This is a genomic window from Shinella sp. WSJ-2, assembly GCF_003432075.1.
In the GTDB taxonomy this organism is placed as follows: Bacteria; Pseudomonadota; Alphaproteobacteria; order Rhizobiales; family Rhizobiaceae; genus Shinella.
Window position 1 is genome coordinate 576,971 of the sequence record NZ_QWBU01000002.1, and the last position, 20,340, is coordinate 597,310.

The 20,340-nt window shown below is 62.9% G+C and carries 18 protein-coding genes; 11 read left to right on the top strand and 7 right to left on the bottom strand.

The annotated features are described in order from the left end of the window. Positions 1-69: 69 nt before the first annotated feature. Together cmk and rpsA are read left to right on the top strand one after the other, a co-directional pair. Positions 70-699: a (d)CMP kinase gene (cmk, locus tag D0Y60_RS06945; protein WP_117368108.1), complete on the top strand. Its 630-nt coding sequence runs from the start codon at positions 70-72 to the stop codon at positions 697-699. Positions 700-812: 113 nt separating this feature from the next. Continuing rightward, positions 813-2,519, top strand: a complete 1,707-nt coding sequence (gene rpsA / locus D0Y60_RS06950; RefSeq protein WP_117368111.1) for a 30S ribosomal protein S1 — start codon at positions 813-815, stop codon at positions 2,517-2,519. A gap of 73 nt (positions 2,520-2,592) precedes the next feature. Here the strand turns inward: rpsA and D0Y60_RS06955 are convergent, their stop codons facing one another. Then, positions 2,593-4,347 carry a hypothetical protein gene (locus tag D0Y60_RS06955; protein WP_117368113.1) on the bottom strand — a complete coding sequence of 585 codons (1,755 nt, stop codon included), beginning with the start codon at positions 4,345-4,347 and terminating at the stop codon, positions 2,593-2,595. Positions 4,348-4,749: 402 nt separating this feature from the next. On the opposite strand from D0Y60_RS06955, the gene D0Y60_RS06960 reads away from it, so the two are divergent. Continuing rightward, positions 4,750-6,132, top strand: coding sequence for a nicotinate phosphoribosyltransferase (locus tag D0Y60_RS06960; protein ID WP_117368115.1), 1,383 nt, complete (start codon positions 4,750-4,752; stop codon positions 6,130-6,132). 55 nt (positions 6,133-6,187) lie between these two features. Next, entirely contained in the window at positions 6,188-6,523 is a 336-nt protein-coding gene (locus D0Y60_RS06965; protein WP_117368117.1) for a DUF6665 family protein, read from the top strand. Here D0Y60_RS06965 and D0Y60_RS06970 read toward each other — a convergent pair. The 3 genes from D0Y60_RS06970 to D0Y60_RS06980 are packed head-to-tail and all read right to left on the bottom strand — an operon-like array spanning position 6,520 to position 9,332. After that, complete coding sequence (locus D0Y60_RS06970) at positions 6,520-7,770, bottom strand: hypothetical protein (RefSeq protein WP_117368119.1); 1,251 nt, start codon at positions 7,768-7,770, stop codon at positions 6,520-6,522. The genes D0Y60_RS06965 and D0Y60_RS06970 overlap by 4 nt on opposite strands. Positions 7,771-7,824: 54 nt before the next feature. Further along, positions 7,825-8,661 (bottom strand): DUF817 domain-containing protein, encoded by an 837-nt coding sequence (locus D0Y60_RS06975; protein WP_117368452.1) that lies wholly within the window; start codon positions 8,659-8,661, stop codon positions 7,825-7,827. 44 nt (positions 8,662-8,705) lie between these two features. Continuing rightward, complete coding sequence (locus tag D0Y60_RS06980) at positions 8,706-9,332, bottom strand: ribonuclease D (protein ID WP_117368454.1); 627 nt, start codon at positions 9,330-9,332, stop codon at positions 8,706-8,708. Positions 9,333-9,441: 109 nt separating this feature from the next. On the opposite strand from D0Y60_RS06980, the gene D0Y60_RS06985 reads away from it, so the two are divergent. Beyond that, a complete protein-coding gene (locus tag D0Y60_RS06985) occupies positions 9,442-9,726 on the top strand; it encodes a hypothetical protein (protein ID WP_117368121.1) in 285 nt (94 codons plus the stop codon). 112 nt (positions 9,727-9,838) lie between these two features. Beyond that, positions 9,839-10,870, top strand: coding sequence for a hydroxyacid dehydrogenase (locus D0Y60_RS06990; RefSeq protein ID WP_117368123.1), 1,032 nt, complete (start codon positions 9,839-9,841; stop codon positions 10,868-10,870). A 56-nt stretch (positions 10,871-10,926) separates the two neighbouring features. On the opposite strand, the gene D0Y60_RS06995 is transcribed toward D0Y60_RS06990, so the two are convergent. The 3 genes from D0Y60_RS06995 to D0Y60_RS07005 form a co-directional block, all read right to left on the bottom strand. Next, complete coding sequence (locus D0Y60_RS06995) at positions 10,927-11,181, bottom strand: GlsB/YeaQ/YmgE family stress response membrane protein (protein WP_117368125.1); 255 nt, start codon at positions 11,179-11,181, stop codon at positions 10,927-10,929. Between the two features lie 95 nt (positions 11,182-11,276). Further along, positions 11,277-12,566, bottom strand: coding sequence for an L-rhamnose catabolism isomerase (gene rhaI, locus D0Y60_RS07000; protein ID WP_117368127.1), 1,290 nt, complete (start codon positions 12,564-12,566; stop codon positions 11,277-11,279). Positions 12,567-12,576: 10 nt separating this feature from the next. Continuing rightward, on the bottom strand, positions 12,577-14,676 hold the full coding sequence (locus D0Y60_RS07005; RefSeq protein WP_117368456.1) for a bifunctional rhamnulose-1-phosphate aldolase/short-chain dehydrogenase: 2,100 nt from the start codon (positions 14,674-14,676) through the stop codon (positions 12,577-12,579). Between the two features lie 200 nt (positions 14,677-14,876). Here D0Y60_RS07005 and D0Y60_RS07010 point away from each other — a divergent pair, with 200 nt between their 5' ends. The 5 genes from D0Y60_RS07010 (at position 14,877) to D0Y60_RS07030 (ending at position 20,339) form a co-directional block, all read left to right on the top strand. After that, entirely contained in the window at positions 14,877-15,689 is an 813-nt protein-coding gene (locus D0Y60_RS07010; RefSeq protein ID WP_117368129.1) for a DeoR/GlpR family DNA-binding transcription regulator, read from the top strand. Between the two features lie 36 nt (positions 15,690-15,725). After that, complete coding sequence (gene rhaS / locus D0Y60_RS07015) at positions 15,726-16,712, top strand: rhamnose ABC transporter substrate-binding protein (RefSeq protein WP_117368131.1); 987 nt, start codon at positions 15,726-15,728, stop codon at positions 16,710-16,712. Positions 16,713-16,835: 123 nt separating this feature from the next. Further along, entirely contained in the window at positions 16,836-18,359 is a 1,524-nt protein-coding gene (locus D0Y60_RS07020; RefSeq protein ID WP_199564118.1) for a sugar ABC transporter ATP-binding protein, read from the top strand. After that, a complete protein-coding gene (locus tag D0Y60_RS07025) occupies positions 18,356-19,342 on the top strand; it encodes an ABC transporter permease (RefSeq protein ID WP_117368133.1) in 987 nt (328 codons plus the stop codon). Before D0Y60_RS07020 ends, D0Y60_RS07025 begins: the two co-directional genes overlap by 4 nt. After that, a complete protein-coding gene (locus tag D0Y60_RS07030; protein ID WP_117368135.1) occupies positions 19,335-20,339 on the top strand; it encodes an ABC transporter permease in 1,005 nt (334 codons plus the stop codon). Before D0Y60_RS07025 ends, D0Y60_RS07030 begins: the two co-directional genes overlap by 8 nt. Position 20,340: the final 1 nt, after the last annotated feature.

The window sequence follows — 20,340 nt, forward strand, 5'->3', positions numbered from 1 at the left end:
AGCCCTTGGCATCGCCCCCCTTCTTCCGCTAACGCTTGATGACGAGCCTGTGATGCACACGGATACGCCATGAAAACGATCGCCATCGACGGTCCCGCCGCTGCCGGCAAGGGAACACTCTCGCGCCGGATTGCTGACGTCTATGGCTTTCATCATCTCGATACCGGACTGACATACCGCGCGACCGCGAAGGCATTGCTAGACCGTGGCCTACCGCTCGACGACGAGGCGGTTGCCGCTGATGTCGCACGCAATCTCGATCTCGCCGGGCTCGATCGTTCGGTGCTGTCGGCCCACGCGATCGGTGAAGCGGCTTCGAAGATCGCGGTCATGCCCTCGGTGCGCCGGGCGCTGGTCGAGGCGCAGCGCGCCTTTGCCGTGCGTGAACCGGGCACGGTCCTGGATGGTCGTGATATCGGCACGGTCGTCTGCCCGGATGCGCCGGTGAAGCTTTACGTCACCGCCTCGGCGGAGGTCCGTGCGAAACGCCGTTATGACGAGATCCTCGCCGGCGGCGGGGTGGCCGATTATGAGACGATCCTCGAGGATATTCGCCGTCGTGATGAGCGCGACATGGGCCGCGTGGACAGTCCTTTGAAGCCCGCCGACGATGCGCACTTGCTCGACACCTCGGAAATGAGTATAGAGGCGGCGTTTTCGGCAGCACGGTCGTTCATCGACGCTGCTCTTAAGCAATAGGACAAAGCCTGCCCCCGCGCCGGATTTGCTGCCGTTCAAGGCAGCGGGCATCGTTTTGTTCCTCGTCAACGCTAACCCCCGGCGCCCGTGCCTTTGGCACATCAGGAGTTTCAATGTCTCAAGCAAACCCCACGCGCGAAGATTTCGCAGCCCTTCTGCAGGAATCCTTTGCGTCTAACGATCTCGCCGAAGGCTACGTCGCCAAGGGCATCGTTACGGCCATCGAGAAGGACGTCGCCATCGTCGACGTCGGCCTCAAGGTCGAAGGTCGCGTACCGCTCAAGGAATTCGGTGCCAAGTCCAAGGACGGCACGCTGAAGGTTGGTGACGAAGTCGAAGTTTACGTCGAGCGCATCGAAAACGCGCTGGGCGAAGCTGTTCTGTCGCGCGAAAAGGCTCGCCGCGAAGAAAGCTGGGCCAAGCTCGAAGTCAAGTTCGAAGCTGGCGAGCGCGTCGAAGGCGTCATCTTCAACCAGGTCAAGGGTGGCTTCACCGTCGATCTCGACGGCGCCGTTGCCTTCCTGCCGCGTTCGCAGGTCGACATCCGTCCGATCCGCGACGTCACCCCGCTCATGCACAACCCGCAGCCCTTCGAAATCCTCAAGATGGACAAGCGTCGCGGCAACATCGTTGTCTCGCGCCGTACGGTTCTTGAAGAGTCGCGCGCCGAGCAGCGTTCTGAAATCGTTCAGAACCTCGAAGAAGGCCAGGTTGTTGACGGCGTCGTCAAGAACATCACCGATTACGGTGCGTTCGTCGACCTCGGCGGCATCGACGGCCTGCTGCACGTCACCGACATGGCCTGGCGCCGCGTCAACCATCCGTCGGAGATCCTGTCCATTGGCCAGCAGGTCAAGGTTCAGATCATCCGCATCAACCAGGAAACCCACCGCATCTCGCTCGGCATGAAGCAGCTCGAGTCGGATCCGTGGGATGGCATCGGCACCAAGTACCCGACCGGCAAGAAGATTTCCGGTACGGTTACGAACATCACCGACTACGGTGCGTTCGTTGAGCTGGAGCCGGGCATCGAAGGCCTGATCCACATCTCCGAAATGTCCTGGACGAAGAAGAACGTTCACCCCGGCAAGATCCTGTCCACGAGCCAGGAAGTCGACGTGGTCGTTCTCGAAGTCGACCCGACGAAGCGCCGCATCTCGCTCGGTCTCAAGCAGACCCTCGAGAACCCGTGGCAGGCCTTCGCGCACAGCCACCCGGCTGGCACGGAAGTCGAAGGCGAAGTCAAGAACAAGACCGAATTCGGTCTGTTCATCGGCCTCGACGGCGACGTGGACGGCATGGTGCACCTCTCCGACCTCGACTGGAACCGTCCGGGCGAGCAGGTTATCGAGGAATACAACAAGGGCGACGTCGTCAAGGCTGTCGTTCTGGATGTTGACGTCGACAAGGAGCGCATCTCGCTCGGCATCAAGCAGCTCGGCAAGGACTCGGTCGGCGATGCCGCCACGTCCGGCGACCTGCGCAAGAACGCCGTCGTTTCGGCTGAAGTCATCGCGATCAACGATGGCGGCATCGAAGTGAAGCTCGTCAACCACGAAGACCTCACCTCGTTCATCCGCCGTGGCGACCTGTCGCGCGACCGTGACGAACAGCGTCCGGAGCGTTTCTCGGTCGGCCAGACCGTCGACGCCCGCGTCCTGAGCTTCTCGAAGAAGGATCGCAAGATCCAGCTTTCGATCAAGGCTCTGGAAATCGCTGAAGAGAAGGAAGCCGTCGCACAGTTCGGTTCCTCCGACTCGGGCGCTTCGCTCGGCGACATCCTCGGCGCGGCTCTGAAGAACCGCGGCAACGCCGAATAAGCCTTCGCTTACGAAATGAAGAGCCCGCGGAGAGCGATCTCCGCGGGCTTTTTTGTTTTGGGATGTTGGTCGTTCAGGTCGAGTAGTCGCCGAGCTTCTGGTAGAAGACGAGGCCGGGTTCGATGACGCCGACCATCTCGGCCATTTTTTCGCGCCGGCGCGCTATATCCGGCGTCTCCGATTCCTCGCCGTCTTCGGCCGTATCGTGCGCATTTTCCTCGCCGCTGCCCTGTTCTCCGGCAGAGCCATCTTCGTCGGCGTCCTCATCCTTTTCCGCTTCCTGGGCTTCCGACCATTCAAGATCGTCCTCGGCCGGCAGATAGGGTACGAAAGCGAGCGGAATTCCCTCGCGGGCGACCATGGTCGCTAGCGGAAGATCGAGCTGGGTGGCGGCCTGTGCCGGGGCAGCGGCGTTTTCCGCAAGGCGTTGAGCAGGGCGGGCCTCGTCGGTCAGGACAGGTGCCGCTCGTGCCGGCACGGCTGCCGTTTGCGTCGGATCGTGCCGAAGGCGCGCAGTTTCCTCCGATATGTCGGCATCCACCATGTCCGCGCCCTGTTCAGCGGCTGTGATAGCCTCCGCTTCAGGCTCGACGACAGGCGGTAGCCCGTTCTCTGTCAAGTCGACATCCGGCGGCAACACGAAGTCGAGCGGACGCTCAAGAAGCGTGCGCAGGAACGTCGCCTCCTCGGGCGAGAGGTTTTCGACGAGGTGAATGACTGCTGCGGTCAGAAGGGCAGGCGGCAGGTCGCGGGCCACTGCTTGCAGCACGCTACGCGCCAGCGCCTGGCCGGCGCTGGTGGCGATCGGCTGCCGAACCGGAGGCTCCTCACGTTTGATCGTCGCTGAATTGCTATGCTCGGGCTCCTGGCTATCGACCTGTTGAGGCTTGACACTCTCGAGGGTGTCCACCAGGGGGGGATCGTCTGCAACCACCGGGACGGGCGCGGCCGCGACCGGGCGTCCCTCGAGCGCTCGCTGAGTGACGGGCGTTTCGTTCGGCTGCCGGATAGTGCCGGCAAGCTCGGTTCGTGCCGTCGTTGTCGGGTGTATTTCCGCCTTGCCGGCTGTTACCGCTTTTGCCGTTATCGCCGCCGCTTCCGTCTTCAGCGCGCTTTCGGCTTTTAGAAACGCTGCCGCTTTCTCGGTCTTTGCCGTGGCTGCCGTCGCGCCCGCCGGCTGGTCGGTCACGCCGCGCGGCTTGCTGCCGCCGTCGAAGTCGAAGACGCGTTTCAGCATTGCCTGCAGAGTGCGGGCATCACCACTCAGCAGTTGCGCCATCTGGGTGGCCTGCTGCAGGCTGTGTCGGCCAACAACGGCCAGTTGCTGCGCCGTCAGCGCAGCAGGCTTCTGGGCGCTGGAAGTGTGGCCTTCGGTGGTGTGGCGGTCTTCGGCTGTCAGGTTCGTGGCCAGCAGGATGGCGAGTTTCTGCGCCTCCGGGCCGTTTGGATTGCGAACGATCTCCACCAGGGTGCGCGTCGGCGCGGCCATGAGAACGGTGCTGATCAGTTTTTCCACGGCCGGGCGCATTTCGGGCGGCAGTTTGGCAAGAAGGTCGGCGAGCTTGCGGCCGCTTTCCCCCTCTCGACCCGGCAGTGTCTTCAGGACGGTCAGCAAGGTTTCGAGCAGGTCGCGGTTGGGGCTTGCCTCGCCGGTGCGCGGCATGTGCTTCAGCAGCGTCTCGATGAGGCGCAGTACGACTTCGGCGCGCAGATTGGCAAGAGCGGCAGCGGAAAGCGGAGGCTTGGCGGCGGCATCGACCGAGGCCCCGGCCGTAAGGGCTGGGGTAGGCTGGGTCGTCCCGGTCGTTGGTGCCACGCGCGGCAGCATGCCTGCCTCCTGTTCGCCACCTTGCCGATGCACAGCATTCGCAAGGTCTTGCCAATGTTCCATCGTCCGTCGGATGGCGCATCATGCGCGACGCTGCGAGGGATGCTTCGGCCCGGACGAACCAGGCTCTTTACGCGGAGGCGACGGGTAAACCTGAAGGCACTGAACCGCTTGATTGTGCCGGAGGGGTATTCCCGAACTTCCGAACAACTACTGGCTCCTACATTTGGCATTTTATGGTTAACGAATTCCTAACGGACCGAAAGAACCTTCGCAGCCGCAGCAAACTTACCCGGATTGTCCTGCTCGACGGCACTTGCCCCTTATGCTCAGCTCAAGTAAATCTTGCCCGCACTGTTGGCCGCCGGTGAAGCGGGCCGCGGATGCGGCGGAGACTTTTCGATGAACCTCACCAACATCATCCTCAACACCGACAGTTACAAGTTCAGCCACTATCTGCAATATCCGCCGGAAACCCGTGCCATCTCGTCCTATGTCGGGGCGCGCGGCCATTCGGACCATGCGGAAGTGCTGTTCTTCGGCCTCCAGGTATTCCTCAAGGAATATCTGTCGAAACCGGTGACGATGCAGGATATCGATGAGGCAGAAGCGATCGTCACGGCGCATGGCCTGCCGTTCAACCGTGAGGGCTGGACGCATATCGTCAACAAACATGGCGGTTACCTACCGCTGCTGATCGAGGCCCTGCCGGAGGGCACGCTGGTGCGCCGCGGCGTGCCGGTTGCGCAGGTCGTCAACACGGATCCGGCCTGCTACTGGCTGACCTCCTATATCGAGACGGCTTTCCTGCGTGCCATATGGTATCCGAGCACGGTCGCCTCCAATTCGCGCAAGGTGAAGCAGATCATCCAGCCGTTCCTGGAAAAAACCTGCGACGATCCGGCGAGCGTCCTGCCCTTCCGCCTGCATGATTTTGGCGCGCGCGGTACGACGAGTTTCGAGCAGGCCGGCATCGGCGGTGCTGCGCATCTCGTCAATTTCATGGGTACGGACACGGTCAGCGCCGTGCTCTATGCGCGCCGCTACTATGGTGCCGACATGGCTGGCTATTCCATTCCCGCCTCCGAGCACTCGACCATGACCTCCTGGGGCCAGGAGCATGAAGCCGAGGCCTATGGCAACATGATCGACAAGTTCGGCGGCAAGGGCCTCTATGCCGTCGTCTCCGACAGCTACGACATCAACAATGCGGTCTCGGAAATCTGGGGCAAGCAGCTGAAGGACCGCGTGCAGGCGGCCGGCGGCACGCTCGTCGTGCGGCCCGACAGCGGCGACCCGGTGGAAACCCCTGTGCAGGTGCTGCGCCAGCTTGCCTATGCCTTCGGCACGCATCTGAACGGCAAGGGCTACAAGGTGCTCGACAACAGCGTGCGCGTCATCCAGGGCGACGGCATCTCGCCCGCCGATATCGGCCTCATTCTCGGCCGGCTGGAGGCCTTCGGCTTCTCGGCGGAAAACATCGCCTTCGGCATGGGCGCGGGCCTGCTCCAGCGCGTCAACCGCGACACCTATTCCTTCGCCATGAAGGCCAATGCAAGGCAGGATTCCGCCGGCGTCTGGCATGACGTCTATAAGCGCCCGGCGACGATGAATCTGAAAGCTTCCAAGGCCGGCCGCCAGGCGGTGGTGGAGGGTTATATCGGGCTTGAAGGCGCCCGCGTCGATCAACTCGCCGGCCGCCGCAACCTGTTGCAGCCGGTCTGGCGCGACGGCAAGCTGCTCGTCGACTGGCATTTCGAAGAGGTGCGTGCCCGCGCGGTGTGAGGTCTTGCCGTTGCGGCTTTGCCGCGCCATCTTGAGGTCCTGACGGAGACGAAAGATGACGGTACGCCCACCACAGGCGCTTGCCCCCTCCTTCACCAAGGAGACGGGGCTCAATATCCTCGAATACGAGCTGATGTCGGAGCGGGCGGATTCGCTTGGCCGGCACGGGTTGAAGGTCGAGAAGGCGATTGCTTTGCTCTCGGAGCGTCTTGCTGCGGGCTGCGGCGAGGCGGAGCGTGAAGACCTGCTGAACGACGCGGCCGACAAGGTCTGGGCCTTTTTCATCCAGCGCGAAATGTGCGGCCTGCGCAGCCAGAAGGACGCGATCCGCCGCTACGGCATTCCGCCGGAGGTGATCGCAAGGCTCGGCATCGTCAGGAAGAAGGTTTAGGCGACGAGCTGGCGTGTGATGAGGTCGTAGATGCCGTTATCGTCGATGCGCAGGGCAAAGATTTCCTTCTTGGCGTCCTCCCGCTCGTCCTTCTCCTTCGTGCCGGCGGCATCGAGGTTGCGCACGGCCTCGCCCGTCGTTTCCGCAGGTGCGTCCTTATGCTGGAGAAGCGTGTCATCGGGTTTTCCCGACGCCTTTTCAACGGCCTTGGTTGCCTCCGCGCCGGACGCGAGAAGCTGGATCGTATCGACGGCATCCTGTGACGGTCTTCTCCCGCTCTTGCCGTCCGTCTTGCCCTTGGCGGCGTCCTCATGGGCGCGGCCGATCGCGTCCTGCAAGTCTTTGACGTCTTCGAGCTTTTTGCCAGCCTCGAGTTTCCGGATCGTCTCCTCGCGCTCCTTGCGCGTTTCGGCATCCTCGATGCGGGTCGGATCGCGCTTGGTGCGTTCGAGCTTCAGCTCCTCGATCGTCTTGGGGTTCGCAGCATCTTCCAGACGCGCGAGCACCTTCTGCATTTCCGGCGTCAGCGCCTTTTCGTCCTTGGCCTTTTCCGCCAGCGCATCCTTCACGCGCCCGGCTTCCTCGCCATAGGGATTGCGGATCGCCGCCACGAGATCGCTGGCGCGCAGGCCGAGATCGGTCAGGCCGGTCTTCTTTTCGATCGTCGCCGTATCGGCTGGCAGCTCGCCGCGCTGGCGGGCAAGCATGGCCGAAAGGCGCTGTTCGTAGTCGGCGTCGGCCTCGCCGTCGCCCTGCGCAACACCGGTCGCAAGCGCCAGACGCGCGACGAGATTGGCGCCGGCATCGTCCGAGGGACCGCTCATCGCCTGCTTGACGGCATCGAGCGTCGTGCCGAGCGCCCGCAGCGAAACATTGAGCTCGCTGCCCTTCGAGGGAAGCCCGACGGCATCGACGAGGGTCAGCTGGTCGGCAAGGCGCTGGGCGAAATTGCGGGCGGTCTCGCCCTCCTGCTGGGTTATGCCGAGCGCGTCGGAAAAGCGGGAGATCAGCTTGGCGAGCGTGTCGCCGTCTTGAATGCTGTTGCCGAAGAAATGCTCGTTGATGCGGGCATTGGCCTGGCGCGCGGCAGCGTCAGGGCGCAGATGCGCCGGTTGGACGAGGTCGTCCTTCTTGCGGCCGCTGGCCTTTTCCGCTTCCTCGCGCTGGCGGTCCTCGATCGTCGTGACGATCGATTGCAGTGCCGAAACGGCCGCGGTGGACTGCGCGCTCTGCAGGGGTGTCAACATGATGGCAACCTCCAGAATCGCCTGAAGGATAGCTGTCTGCCCGTTAACCGGACGTTAAGTCTGCGACAGCCGGATTTGAGGGGTCTCTGGCGGTTGCGGTCGGCAGACGATGGTCACCAGCACGAAGCTGACATAGAGCAGCAGGTACCACGAGCCGAGTTTGCTGAGGGACACCATGTGCCAGACATGCTGGCCGGGATAGAGCCACACACCCGTCGCCGTGCCGATGTTTTCAGCGATCCAGAGGAAGATGCTGGTGAGGAAGGCGGCGAGAACCAGCGGCATCCAGCGCGGCTTCGTCTCCACCGTATAATAGATGCGCACCCGCCCGAAGAGCAGCACGGTGGCGGCGAAGAGCAGGATGCGGATATCGGGCAGGTAGTGGTGCGCGTAGAAATTGGCGTAGATGGCGATCGCCAGCACCGCCGTCGTCCAGAAGGGCGGATAGTGCGTGAAGCGCATGTCGAAGATGCGGATGGCGCGCGCCATGTAGCTGCCGACCGAGGCATACATGAAGCCGGAAAACAGTGGCACGCCGCCGATGCGGATCAGCGCCTCCTCCGGATAGGTCCAGGAGCCCATATGGACCTTGAAGATCTCCATGACGGTGCCGACGACATGGTAGATGAGAATGACCTTCGCTTCCTCGAGCGTCTCCATCTTCAGGCACAGGAACGTGACCTGAATGGCGAGCGCCATCAGGAAGAGGGCGTCATAGCGATGAAGCGGCCAGTCGGGCTGCCAGACGAGCTTGGTGAGGATGATCAGCCCGAGCATCAGCCCGCCGAACAGGCAGGCCCAGGCCTGTTTCAAGCCGAACAGGATGAATTCCGAGAGACCCGGCGGCAAGGCGGCGAGCCGGCGGCGAATGAGCCGCCGGAGCGGCTCCAGCGTCGGGCCGGTCTGGTGCTGTTGTCCGTTCTGCACGGGAGAGCTCAGCTATGGGCGAAGATGTCGGTCTCTTCCCAACCGATCAGGTCCAGCTTGGCGCGCGTCGGCAGGAAGGTGAAGCAGGCTTCGGCATGGGCAAGCCGGCCGTCGCGCACGAGGCGGGCCATGAGCTTGTCGCGCAGGGCGTGCAGATGCAGCACGTCGGAGGCGGCGTATTCGAGCTGTGCCTGCGACAGGGTCTCGGCCGCCCAGTCGGACGACTGCTGCTGCTTGGAAATGTCGACGTCGAGCATTTCCTTGAGATTTTCCTTCAGGCCGTGGCGGTCGGTATAGGTGCGCGTCAGGCGCGAGGCGATCTTGGTGCAGAAGACCGGCGTCGTGGTGACGCCGAAGGTGTGGAACAGCACCGCGATGTCGAAACGGCCGTAGTGGAAGATCTTCTGGCGGCTCGGGTCTTCCAGCATGGCGATAAGGTTCGGGGCCTCCTTCTGGCCGGCGGCGATGCGGATGACATCGGCGGAGCCGTCACCGGACGAGAGCTGGACGACGCAGAGTCGGTCGCGGCGCGGAATGAGGCCGAGTGTTTCCGTATCGATGGCAATCGCCCCGGTATAACGGGCCGCATCGGCCGCCGAGATGTCACCTTCGTGATACCGGATTGCACTTGCCATGAAAAACCCCATCTAACCAATTGGAATGCTCGCAGGCCTATAGCGCATGTCGTCGGCCGGCGGTATCTCTTTGTGGATTGCGAAAGGCCGGCCTCAGACGGATGGAACGATGAAGACACGAGCCACCCTTGCCCTTCTGGTTCTCCTCCTGTCCGCCGCCGGCGGCCAGGCGCAGGTGTTCAAGGACCTGCCCGGCGTGACGCCGAGCGATGCCACCGATGAGTATAAGAGCAAGGGGCAGGTGGCCTGCGAGCCGACGGTGGGGTATGCGCGCGACCGCGATTTCCGCTGGATGCCGCGCAACATGTATGTCTGCGAACAGAATGGCATAACCGCAAGCGGCACGGCGCTTCCGCCGTCCAGCGTGCGTGCGCTGCGCGGACTGGGATATTAAGCAAGTCCTGCGGAAGTGCGCAGCGGTTTTGCGTCCGGAATTGCGGAAGCACCCAGGTCGCACGCTCCTTACGCCCGTGCTACCACAGCATGGATACAAATCCGGAGGAGCCATGACCGACAATGTATTGCCCCTGGTGATCAGCGCGCCCGAGCCGCGAACGCTCGATCTCATCTTCACGCCGCAGGCTGACGCGGAACTGCGCCGCACCTACCGCCTCGTCGAGGCCGATCCGGAAAACATCGCCGGCCTCGGTGATGCCGTACTGTCAGAGGCCCGCTATATCATCGGCCAGCCGCCGCTTTCGGCGGAAACGCTCGGCCGCATGCCCAATCTGCGCGCCATCCTGAATGTCGAGAGCAATCTCATCAACAACATGCCATACGAGATCCTTTTTGCCCGCGGCATTCATGTCGTGACGACGGGGCAGGTTTTCGCCGAGCCGGTCGCCGAGCTTGGTCTTGCCATGGCGCTGAACCTTGCGCGCGGCGTGATCGACGCGGATGTCGCCTTCCGCGAAGGCCGTGAACTCTGGGGCGGCGATGGCAATGCTTCCGCGCGCCTCCTGTCCGGCTCGGAGATCGGCATTATCGGCTTCGGTGATCTGGGCCGGGCGCTGAACCGCGTCCTCTCTGGCTTCCGGGCAAAAATCCGGGTTTTCGATCCCTGGCTGCCGCCGTCGATCCTGCGTGAGGCGGGCGTCGAACCGGCCTCGCTCTCCGACGTGCTTGCCATGAGCGATTTCGTCTTCGTGGTCGCATCGGTGACGAGCGAGAACAAGGGCTTTCTCGGTGCCAAGGCACTTGCCTCCATGCGCAGGGGGGCCGCCTTCATTCTGCTCAGCCGGGCCGATGTCGTTGATTTCCCGGCACTGATGGCGGCGGTGGAGCGCGGTCATATCGTTGCGGCGAGCGATGTCTATCCCGAGGAGCCGCTGCCGGCCGATCACCCGGTGCGTAAGCTGGATGGTTTCGTCCGCTCGGCCCACCGCGCCGGCGCGCTCGACAGTGCCTTCAAGAAGATGGGCGAGATGGTGCTGGAAGACATGGCGCTGATGGATCGCGGCCTGCCGCCGATGCGCTGCAAGCGGGCGGAGCGCGAAACGGTTTCGCGCATGCGTTCCAAGCCGGTCAGCGTCAACTGAAACGAAAAGGCCGTGGCGGAGATCGCCATGGCCTTTCGGTTTTGATGCGATGGGGATCAGGCGCGTTTGATGACCTTGATGAGCACGAGCAGGATCACCGCGCCGATCGTGGCATGGAGGATCGCGGCGATAATGCCGCTGCCCAGGCTGACGCCCATGGCGGGGAAGAGATATCCGGCAATGAAGGCGCCGACGATGCCGACGACGATATTGCCGATGAGGCCGAAGCCGAAGCCCGAAACGATGAGGCCCGCAAGCCAGCCTGCGATGGCGCCGACGATGAGGAAAACGAGAATGCTTTCAATGCCCATAATGTGCTCCCTTGTGACAGTCTCATTCTGTCAAAGCTGAATGTGGCAGCCGTTTTCGGGAAAGCAAGAGAATATTGAAAGCATCTTGTGACGGCTCAGACGATGCCGCCACCCCCGCTCGCCACCGCCGGACGCTCACCCGCGACCTTGGCGCGGTAGCCCGCTGCCCGGTAGGTTGCGACCGGGTCGATCGCGCCGCCGGCTTCCAGTCGTGCCATGGCAAGAATCGGTTCGACATCGGTGCGGAAGCCGACCTTCAGCGTTTCAGACGCCATCAGCGCATCGTTGCCGTCCTGGTAGCCGGCAAGCGCGGTGCGGTCGACGATGAGGCCCTGCGCATAGGCGCGGCAGACTTCCGTGGCGCTGCGCATAAGGCTTTCGATCGGGTCCGTCACATTATGGCTCTGGTCGAGCATATGCGCTGGCGCAAAGCCCTCGGCCTCGCGCACTTCCGCATCGACCAGCTCGTTGAAGACGAGGAACAGGCGATAGGGATCTATCGAACCGGTATCGAGGTCGTCATCGCCATATTTCGAATCGTTGAAATGGAAGCCGCCGAGTTTCTTGAACTGGATGAGGCGGGCGACGATCATCTCGATATTGACGTTCGGCGCATGGTGGCCGAGATCGACGAGGCAATAGGCCTTGGGGCCGAGTTCCTGGGCGATCAGGTAATTGGTGCCCCAGTCCTGCACGACCGTGGAATAGAAGGCCGGCTCATACATTTTGTGCTCGGTGAAGACCCGCCAGTCGTCCGGCAGGCCCTTGTAGATCGCCTTCATCGCATCGAGATAGCGCTCGAAGCTTTTCGTGAAATTCGCCTGGCCCGGAAAGTTCGTGCCGTCGCCGATCCACACCGTCAGCGCCTTGGAGCCGAGCGCGTTGCCGATGGCGATGCATTCCAGATTGTGCTCGACGGCCTGCTGGCGCGTGCCGGCATTGGCATGAGAGAGCGAGCCGTATTTGTAGGAATGCTCCTGCTGCGGTGCGTCGGAGAAGGTGTTGGAGTTCATCGCGTCGAAGCCGAGGCCAAGCGCCGCGCCGCGTTCCCTCAGTTCCTTGAGGTCCGATACCTTGTCCCAGGGAATATGCAGCGAAACGGTCGGCGTCGCGCGCGTCAGTTCCTGAATGACGGCGCAGTCCTCCAGCTTGTCATAGATGTTGCGCGGCTCGCCATCGCCGGGGAAGCGGGCAAAGCGCGTGCCGCCGGTGCCAACACCCCAGGAGGGTACCGCGACCCTATAGGCCGCGACCTTGGTCTTTACAGCGTCGATATCGACACCCCGGCGGGCGAGCTGCGCACCGAGATGCTCGTAGTCGCTTTTCAGGTCAGCGAGACGCTTGTCGTTCTCGCGCGCCACCACATCCTTGGAAATCATCGTCATGGAAAATTCCTCAGCGTGTGAACGACTGGGCATTGCCCGCGTCGACATTGACGATGTTGCCGGTCGATTTCGCCGACATGTCGGAGGCGAGGAAGTATATGGCCTCGGCGATATCCTCCGGGAAGACCGAGAGCTTCAGCATCGAGCGCTCGCGGTAGAGCGCCTCCAGGCCTTCTGTATCGGTCTTGTAGATCGCCGCGCGCTGTTCCTTCCACTCGCCGGTCCAGATCTTCGAGCCGCGCAGCACGGCATCCGGATTCACCACGTTGACGCGGATCTGCTCGGAGGCGCCTTCGAGCGCGAGGCACCGGGCGAGGTGGATTTCGGCGGCCTTGGCCGTGCAATAGGCCGATGCGCCGGGGGAGGCGGCAAGGCCGTTCTTGGAGGCGACGAAGACGACATTGCCGCCCGCCTTCTGCCGGCGGAAAATGCGGAAGGCTTCGCGCGAGACGAGGAAATAGCCCGTCGCGAGGATGCCGATATTCTTGTTCCAGAGTTCGAGCGTCGTGTCCTCGATGACGGCGGAGGAGGCAAGGCCCGCATTGGAGACGAGAATGTCGAGGCCGCCGAATTCGACCAGCGTATCGGCAAAGCTTTTGGCGACCAGCGCCTCGTCGGTGACGTTCATGGTGACCGCGCGCACGACATCCTTGCCGTAGCGGCCGGCAAGCTCGCTCTGCGCCTCGGCAAGTGCGGCCTCGTCGATATCGGCCAGCACCACGCAGGCGCCCTCCGCCATCAGCCGGTTCGCCGTCGCCTTGCCAATGCCGCCGGCGCCTCCCGTGACGAGCGCGATGCGGCCGGCGAGGCTCTTGGGCTTCGGCATACGCTGGAGCTTCGCTTCCTCCAGCAGCCAGTACTCGATGTCGAAGGCTTCCTGTTCCGGCAGGCCGACATACTCCGAAACGCCCGACGCGCCGCGCATGACATTGATGGCGTTGACGTAGAACTCGCCGGAAATGCGCGCCGTCGCCTTGTCCTTGGCGAAGGTGATCATGCCGACGCCCGGCACGAGATAGACAACCGCATTGGGGTCACGCATGGCGGGGCTGTTGGCGCGCTTGCAGCGCTCGTAATAGGCGGCATAGTCGGCGCGATAGGCAGCGACCGCATCGTCCAAACCGGCCAGCGTCTTGTCGACATCAGGATTGGCCGGATCGAAATCGACGACCAAAGGCCGGATTTTCGTGCGCAGGAAGTGGTCCGGGCAGCTGGTGCCCAGCGCCGCGAGCGGGGCAAGGTCCTTTGCCGTAACGAAATCCAGCACCGCGCTGCCGTCGTCGAAATGGCCGACCTTCTTCTCGTCCTTGCTGATCATGCCGCGAATGACCGGCATCAGCTTTTCCGCGACCGCGCGGCGCTCGGCCGGCGCCAGAACTGGCTTCACCGCACCACCGAAGGCTGGGGCCGTGTTGTTGCTCTCGAACCAGGCAATCGCCTTGTTGATGATCTCGACGGTCGTTTCGTAGCATTCCTTGGCCGTGTCACCCCAGGTGAAGAGGCCGTGGCTCTCCAGCACGAGGCCGCGCGCATTGGGGTTTTCCAGGCAGAATTTTTCGAGCCACAGGCCCAGTTCGTAGCCGGGGCGCTTCCAGGGCAGCCAGCCGATATCGTCGCCGAAAATCTGCTGGGTCAGCTCGCGGGAATTCTTCGCGGCGGCAATCGCGATGATCGCGTCGGGATGCATGTGGTCGACATGCTTCTTCGGCACATAGGCATGCAGCGGCGTGTCGATGGAGGCGGCGCGGGGGTTGAGGTTGAAGGTGCAGTGGGGCAGATAACCCACCATCTCGTCCTCATGCTCAAGGCCGCGATAGAGGCCCTTCAGGGCGTTCAGCTTGTCCATGTAGAGCGTGGCGAAGCCGTCCATCCTGATCGTGCCGACATCGCCGCCCGAACCCTTGACCCAGAGCACTTCGACATTGCCCGCGCCGAGCGGATCCTTCTCGATGACTTTCGCCGAGGTGTTGCCGCCGCCGTAATTGGTGATGCGCTTGTCGGAACCGAGCAGGTTGGAGCGATAGAGCAGGCGCTCGGGCTCGCTCATGGCGGACGCCTTGGCGTCATCCCACAGGTTTGCAAGGCGTGCGCCCTGGTTCTTGTCCAGCATCGGCATTTCCTCCCGGTATTTCTCGTGGCAGCACCTATCGCGGCGCTCGACGGCATGCTTTCAGATCACACGGGATTTTTGCCGATGTCAATCAGAAACGATCAAAAACAATCATACTGCACTGCACAATGAAAAAATATGATTGATTGTGATTGACAATGCGCGATCCTGATGGAAGCATTGCGAGCACTGGAGGAGCCATGCACGAGAAGGAAAGACACCGGATCATTCTGTCCGCGGTTCAGGAGAAGCCGGTCGTGACCGTGCCCGAGCTTGTGGACCTGACGGACAGTTCCGAGGCGACGATCCGGCGCGATATTGCGGCGTTGCACGTGCAGAAGAAGCTGCGCCGGGTGCGCGGCGGGGCGGAAGCGTTGCATCCGCCGCAATTCGTCGGTCTTGCCGGTCGGCCCTTCACAGTCAACGAGACGCTGAACACCCGCCAGAAGCAGGCGATCGCCAAGGAGGCAGTGGCGCTCTGCGAGGATGGCGATCCGATCATCATCAATGGTGGCACGACCACCTTCCAGATGGTGCATTTCCTGACCAACCGCCGCATGCAGGTCTTCACCAATTCGTTCAACATCGCCGAGCACCTGCTGAAGCATTCGAAAAACACGATCATGCTGTCCGGCGGCACGATCTATCGCGAGCAGAACATCGTGCTCAGCCCCTTCGACAATGACGTGACGCGCAATTTCTATGCGCGCCGCATGTTCATGGGCGCGCAGGGCATCGGCCCGCTCGGCCTGATGGAGGCCGATCCGCTGCTCATTCAGGCCGAACAGAAGCTGATCGACCAGGCCGACGAGCTCGTCGTGCTGGTCGATTCCACCAAATTCCGCAAGCGCTCCAGCCTCATTCTCTGCGGCCTGAAGCGCATTGCCACCATCATCACGGATTCGGGCATCGAGGACAGGGACGCCGCGATGCTGGAGGAGGCCGGTGTCAACCTGATCGTCGCGAACGTTCAGGCGAGCACCAGATCGGAGACTGCATCCTCATCGGCATGAGGCCGGAGGGTTGATTTTTCACTGGGAGGAAATGACGTGAAAATTCTGAAAACCTTGCTCGTGACGGCGGCCGTTTCGGTCGCGATGATGGCGACCGCGCAGGCGGAAACCAAGAAGATCGCGCTTGTCGTGAAGGCGCTCGGCATCGGCTTCTTCGAGGCCGCCAACAAGGGCGCGCAGGAAGCCGCCAAGGAGCTCGGCGATGTCGAGGTCATCTATACCGGCCCGACGACGACGACCGCCGAAGGCCAGATTGAGGTCATCAACTCGCTGATCGCCCAGAAGGTCGACGCCATCGCCGTTTCAGCAAACGACACCAATGCGCTGGTACCGGCCCTGAAGAAGGCCATGGACCGCGGCATCAAGGTCATCTCCTGGGATTCGGGCGTCGCTCCTGAAGGCCGCCTGATGCATCTCAACCCGTCGTCGAACCCGCTTATCGGCAACATGATCATCAAGCTCGCCGCCGACAATCTGCCTGATGGCGGCGACGTCGCGGTGCTCTCGGCCACGGCCACCTCGACCAACCAGAACGTCTGGATCGAGGAAATGAACAAGGTGCTGCCGAACTACAAGGGCATCAATGTCGTGGCGACCGTCTATGGCGACGACCTTGCCGACAAGTCCTACCGCGAGACGCAGGGCCTCATCCAGTCGCATCCGAACCTGAAGGCGATCATCGCACCGACCTCCGTCGGCATCGTCGCGGCCGCGCAGGCCGTCACCGACGCCGGCAAGATCGGCCAGATCAACGTCACCGGCCTCGGCCTTCCCTCGGAAATGGCCGGCCACGTGAAGTCGGGCGCCTCCAAGTCCTTCGCGATCTGGAACCCGATCGACCTCGGCTACTCAGCCACGATGATCGCCAACGACCTGATCGGCGGCGCGGAAGCAAAGCCCGGCGCCGAACTGAAGATGGGCCGCATGGGCACCGTCAAGCTCGACGACAAGAACGAAGGCGCCATGGCCGATCCGTTCATCTACGATGCCAAGAACGTCGAGGAATTCGCCAAGATCTTCTGATCTTGCCAGAAATCCGCCCCTTCCCCGCTGGGGGAGGGGCATTCTCCGTGACATGCTGATCCTGCCCAAACCGGCCATGCCGGTGGCCGGGCAATTGCAACCGAAATTCCGGCGGACCGAGATTTGCTACAGGACACGACCATATCGCGGACCAGGCCCGCCGTCGCGCTCGAGGGGATCTCGAAGTCCTTTCCCGGCGTCCGCGCGCTGTCGGACGTTTCGCTTTCGCTCTATCCCGGCTCGGTGACGGCGCTGGTCGGCGAAAACGGGGCCGGCAAGTCGACGCTGGTGAAAATTCTCACCGGCATCTACCAGCCCGACGAGGGCACCATCCGCGTCGATGGCGCAGAGACCCATTTCCCGACCGCCAATGCCGCCGCCAAGGCCGGCGTGACGGCGATCCACCAGGAGACCGTGCTGTTCGACGAGCTCTCGGTCGCCGAAAACATCTTTCTCGGCCATGCGCCGCGCGGCAGTTTTGGCCTGATCGACTGGAAAAAGATGAATGCGGATGCGCGTGCGCTCCTGTCGCGCGTCGGCGCCGATCTCGACCCGTCGGTACGCCTGCGCGATCTCGGCATCGCGAACAAGCATCTCGTCGCCATCGCCCGCGCGCTCTCCATCGATGCCCGCGTCGTCATCATGGACGAGCCGACGGCAGCGCTGTCGCACAAGGAAATCCACGAGCTCTACGAACTGGTCGATCGGCTGAAGGCCGACGGCAAGGCGATCCTTTTCATCTCCCACAAGTTCGACGAGATTTTCCGCATCGCCGACCGCTACACCGTCTTCCGTGACGGGCGCATGGTGGGCGAGGGGCTGATCTCGGAGACCACTCAGGACGATCTGGTGCGCCAGATGGTCGGCCGCGATGTCGGGCAGGTCTTTCCCAAGCAGGAGGTCGCCATCGGCGAACCTGTTCTCACCGTCTCGGGCTATCGCCACCCGACGGAATTCGAGGATATCAATTTCGAACTGCGCCGCGGCGAAATCCTCGGCTTCTACGGCCTTGTCGGCGCCGGTCGCTCGGAATTCATGCAGTCGCTGATCGGCATCACCAAACCGTCCGCCGGCGCAATCCGGCTGGATGGCGAGATCAAGGTCATCCGCTCGCCGGCCGAAGCCATCGAAGCCGGCATCGTCTATGTGCCGGAAGAGCGTGGCCGGCAGGGTGCGATCATCGGCCTGCCGATCTTCCAGAACGTCACGCTACCCTCGCTGTCGCGCACCTCGCGCTCCGGTTTTCTGCGCATGGCGGAAGAGTTCGCACTGGCGCGGGAATATACGGCGCGGCTCGATCTGCGCGCCGCCTCGCTGGATCAGGATGTCGGCACGCTCTCGGGCGGCAACCAGCAGAAGGTCGTCATCGCCAAATGGCTGGCGACGCGGCCGAAGGTCATCATCCTCGATGAACCGACCAAGGGCATCGATATCGGCTCCAAGGCTGCCGTGCACGCCTTCATGAGCGAGCTTGCCGCCTCGGGCCTCAGCGTCATCATGGTCTCATCGGAAATCCCGGAGATCATGGGCATGGCCGACCGCGTCATCGTCATGCGCGAGGGCCGCATCGCCGGCCGCTTTGAGCGGACGGAGCTGACGGCCGAAAAACTCGTGCGCGCCGCCGCCGGCATTCAGGAGGCCGCGTGATGAAGCTTCTTCTCAAGAATCGCGAGATGCTGCTGGTCGTCGCGATTATCGCGCTGCTGGCGCTGATCGCTATGCGCTTCCCGCCCTTCGTGGCGCCCGGCAATCTCGCCAATGTCTATAATGACACGTCGATCCTGATCATCCTAGCACTCGGCCAGATGGCCGTCATCCTGACACGCTGTATCGATCTCTCCATGGCCGCCAATCTCGCGCTGTCGGGCATGGCTGCGGCGATGCTGAACGCGGCCTTCCCCGGCCTGCCGGTGCCCCTGATCATCCTCACTGCCGTCGCCCTCGGCGCGGCTCTCGGCTCGATCAACGGCCTGCTCGTCTGGAAGCTCGATATTCCGCCGATCGTCGTAACGCTCGGCACGCTCACCATCTATCGCGGCTTAATCTTCCTTCTGTCTGGCGGCGCCTGGATCAATGCGCACCAAATGAGTGATGCCTTTAAGGCCCTGCCACGCACCAGCATCCTCGGCTTCCCGCTACTCTCCTGGCTGTCGCTGGTCATCATCGCCATCATGGTCGTCGTGATGCGCCGCACGCCGCTCGGCCGCGCCTTCTTCGCGCTCGGCGGCAATCCCCATGCGGCGGTCTATACCGGCATCGATGTCGGCCGCACGCGCTTTCTCGCCTATTGTCTTTCGGGCACGCTCGCCGGCCTTTCGGGTTATCTCTGGGTCTCGCGCTATGCGGTCGCCTATGTCGATATCGCGGCCGGCTTCGAGCTCGATATCATCGCGGCCTGTGTCATCGGCGGCGTGTCGATTGCCGGTGGCATCGGCTCGGTCGGCGGCGCGGTGCTCGGCGCACTGTTCCTCGGCGTCATCAAGAATGCGCTGCCCGTCATCAACATCTCGCCCTTCGCCCAGATGGCGATCTCAGGCGCGGTCATCATCATCGCCGTCGCCGTCAATGCGCGCGCCGAAAAGCGCAAGGGCCGGGTCATTCTCAGGAAAGCGGAGGCCGCCCATGGCTGACGTCCAGACGATTGCGCGCCACATTCCCGACCGGCTGGAAAGCCGCGGCGCGCGCCTCATCAAGAGCTGGGAGACGCTGCTGGTCGCCGTGGCGCTGGCGATCTTCCTGGTGAACTCCTTCGCCTCGCCCTATTTCCTCGATCCATGGAACCTGTCGGACGCGACGTTTAACTTCACCGAAAAGGCGATGATCGCCTTTGCCATGGCGCTGGTCATCATATCGGGCGAAATCGATCTCTCCGTCGCCTCGATCATCGCGCTCACCTCGACGGTGATGGGCTATGCCGTGCAACTCGGCTTCGATACGCCCGCGCTCGTCATGATCGGCCTTGCCACCGGTCTCCTCTGCGGCGCCTTCAACGGCCTGCTGGTCACCGGCCTTGGCCTGCCTTCCATCGTCGTCACCATCGGCACGATGAGCCTCTTCCGGGGCCTGTCCTTCCTCATCCTCGGCGACCAGGCCTTCACCGGCTATCCGGCAAGCTTCTCCTGGTTCGGCCAGGGCTATGTTTGGTGGGTCTTCTCCTTCGAATTCTGCCTCTTCGCAGCACTTGCGGTGATCTACGGCGTCGTGCTGCACAAGACGAATTTCGGCCGCGCCGTCTATGCCATCGGCAACAACCAGACCGCCGCGCTGTTCTCCGGCGTGCGTGTCGGCCGGGTGAAATTCGTGCTGTTCCTGCTGACCGGCCTGATGGCGGCCATCGCCTCGATCTGCCTGACGGCCCGCCTCGGCTCGACGCGCCCCTCCATCGCGCTCGGCTGGGAGCTGGAAGTGGTGACGATGGTCGTGCTCGGCGGGGTCAACATTCTCGGTGGCTCCGGCACCATTCCCGGCGTCGTGCTGGCGGCCCTCATCATGGGCATGGTGACGTTCGGCTTCGGATTGCTCAACGTGCCTGGCATCGTGATGTCGATCTTCATCGGCTTGCTTCTGATCTCCGTGATCGCGCTTCCGATCCTCTATCGCCGTTTCCGCGGCCGCAGGAGCCATTGAG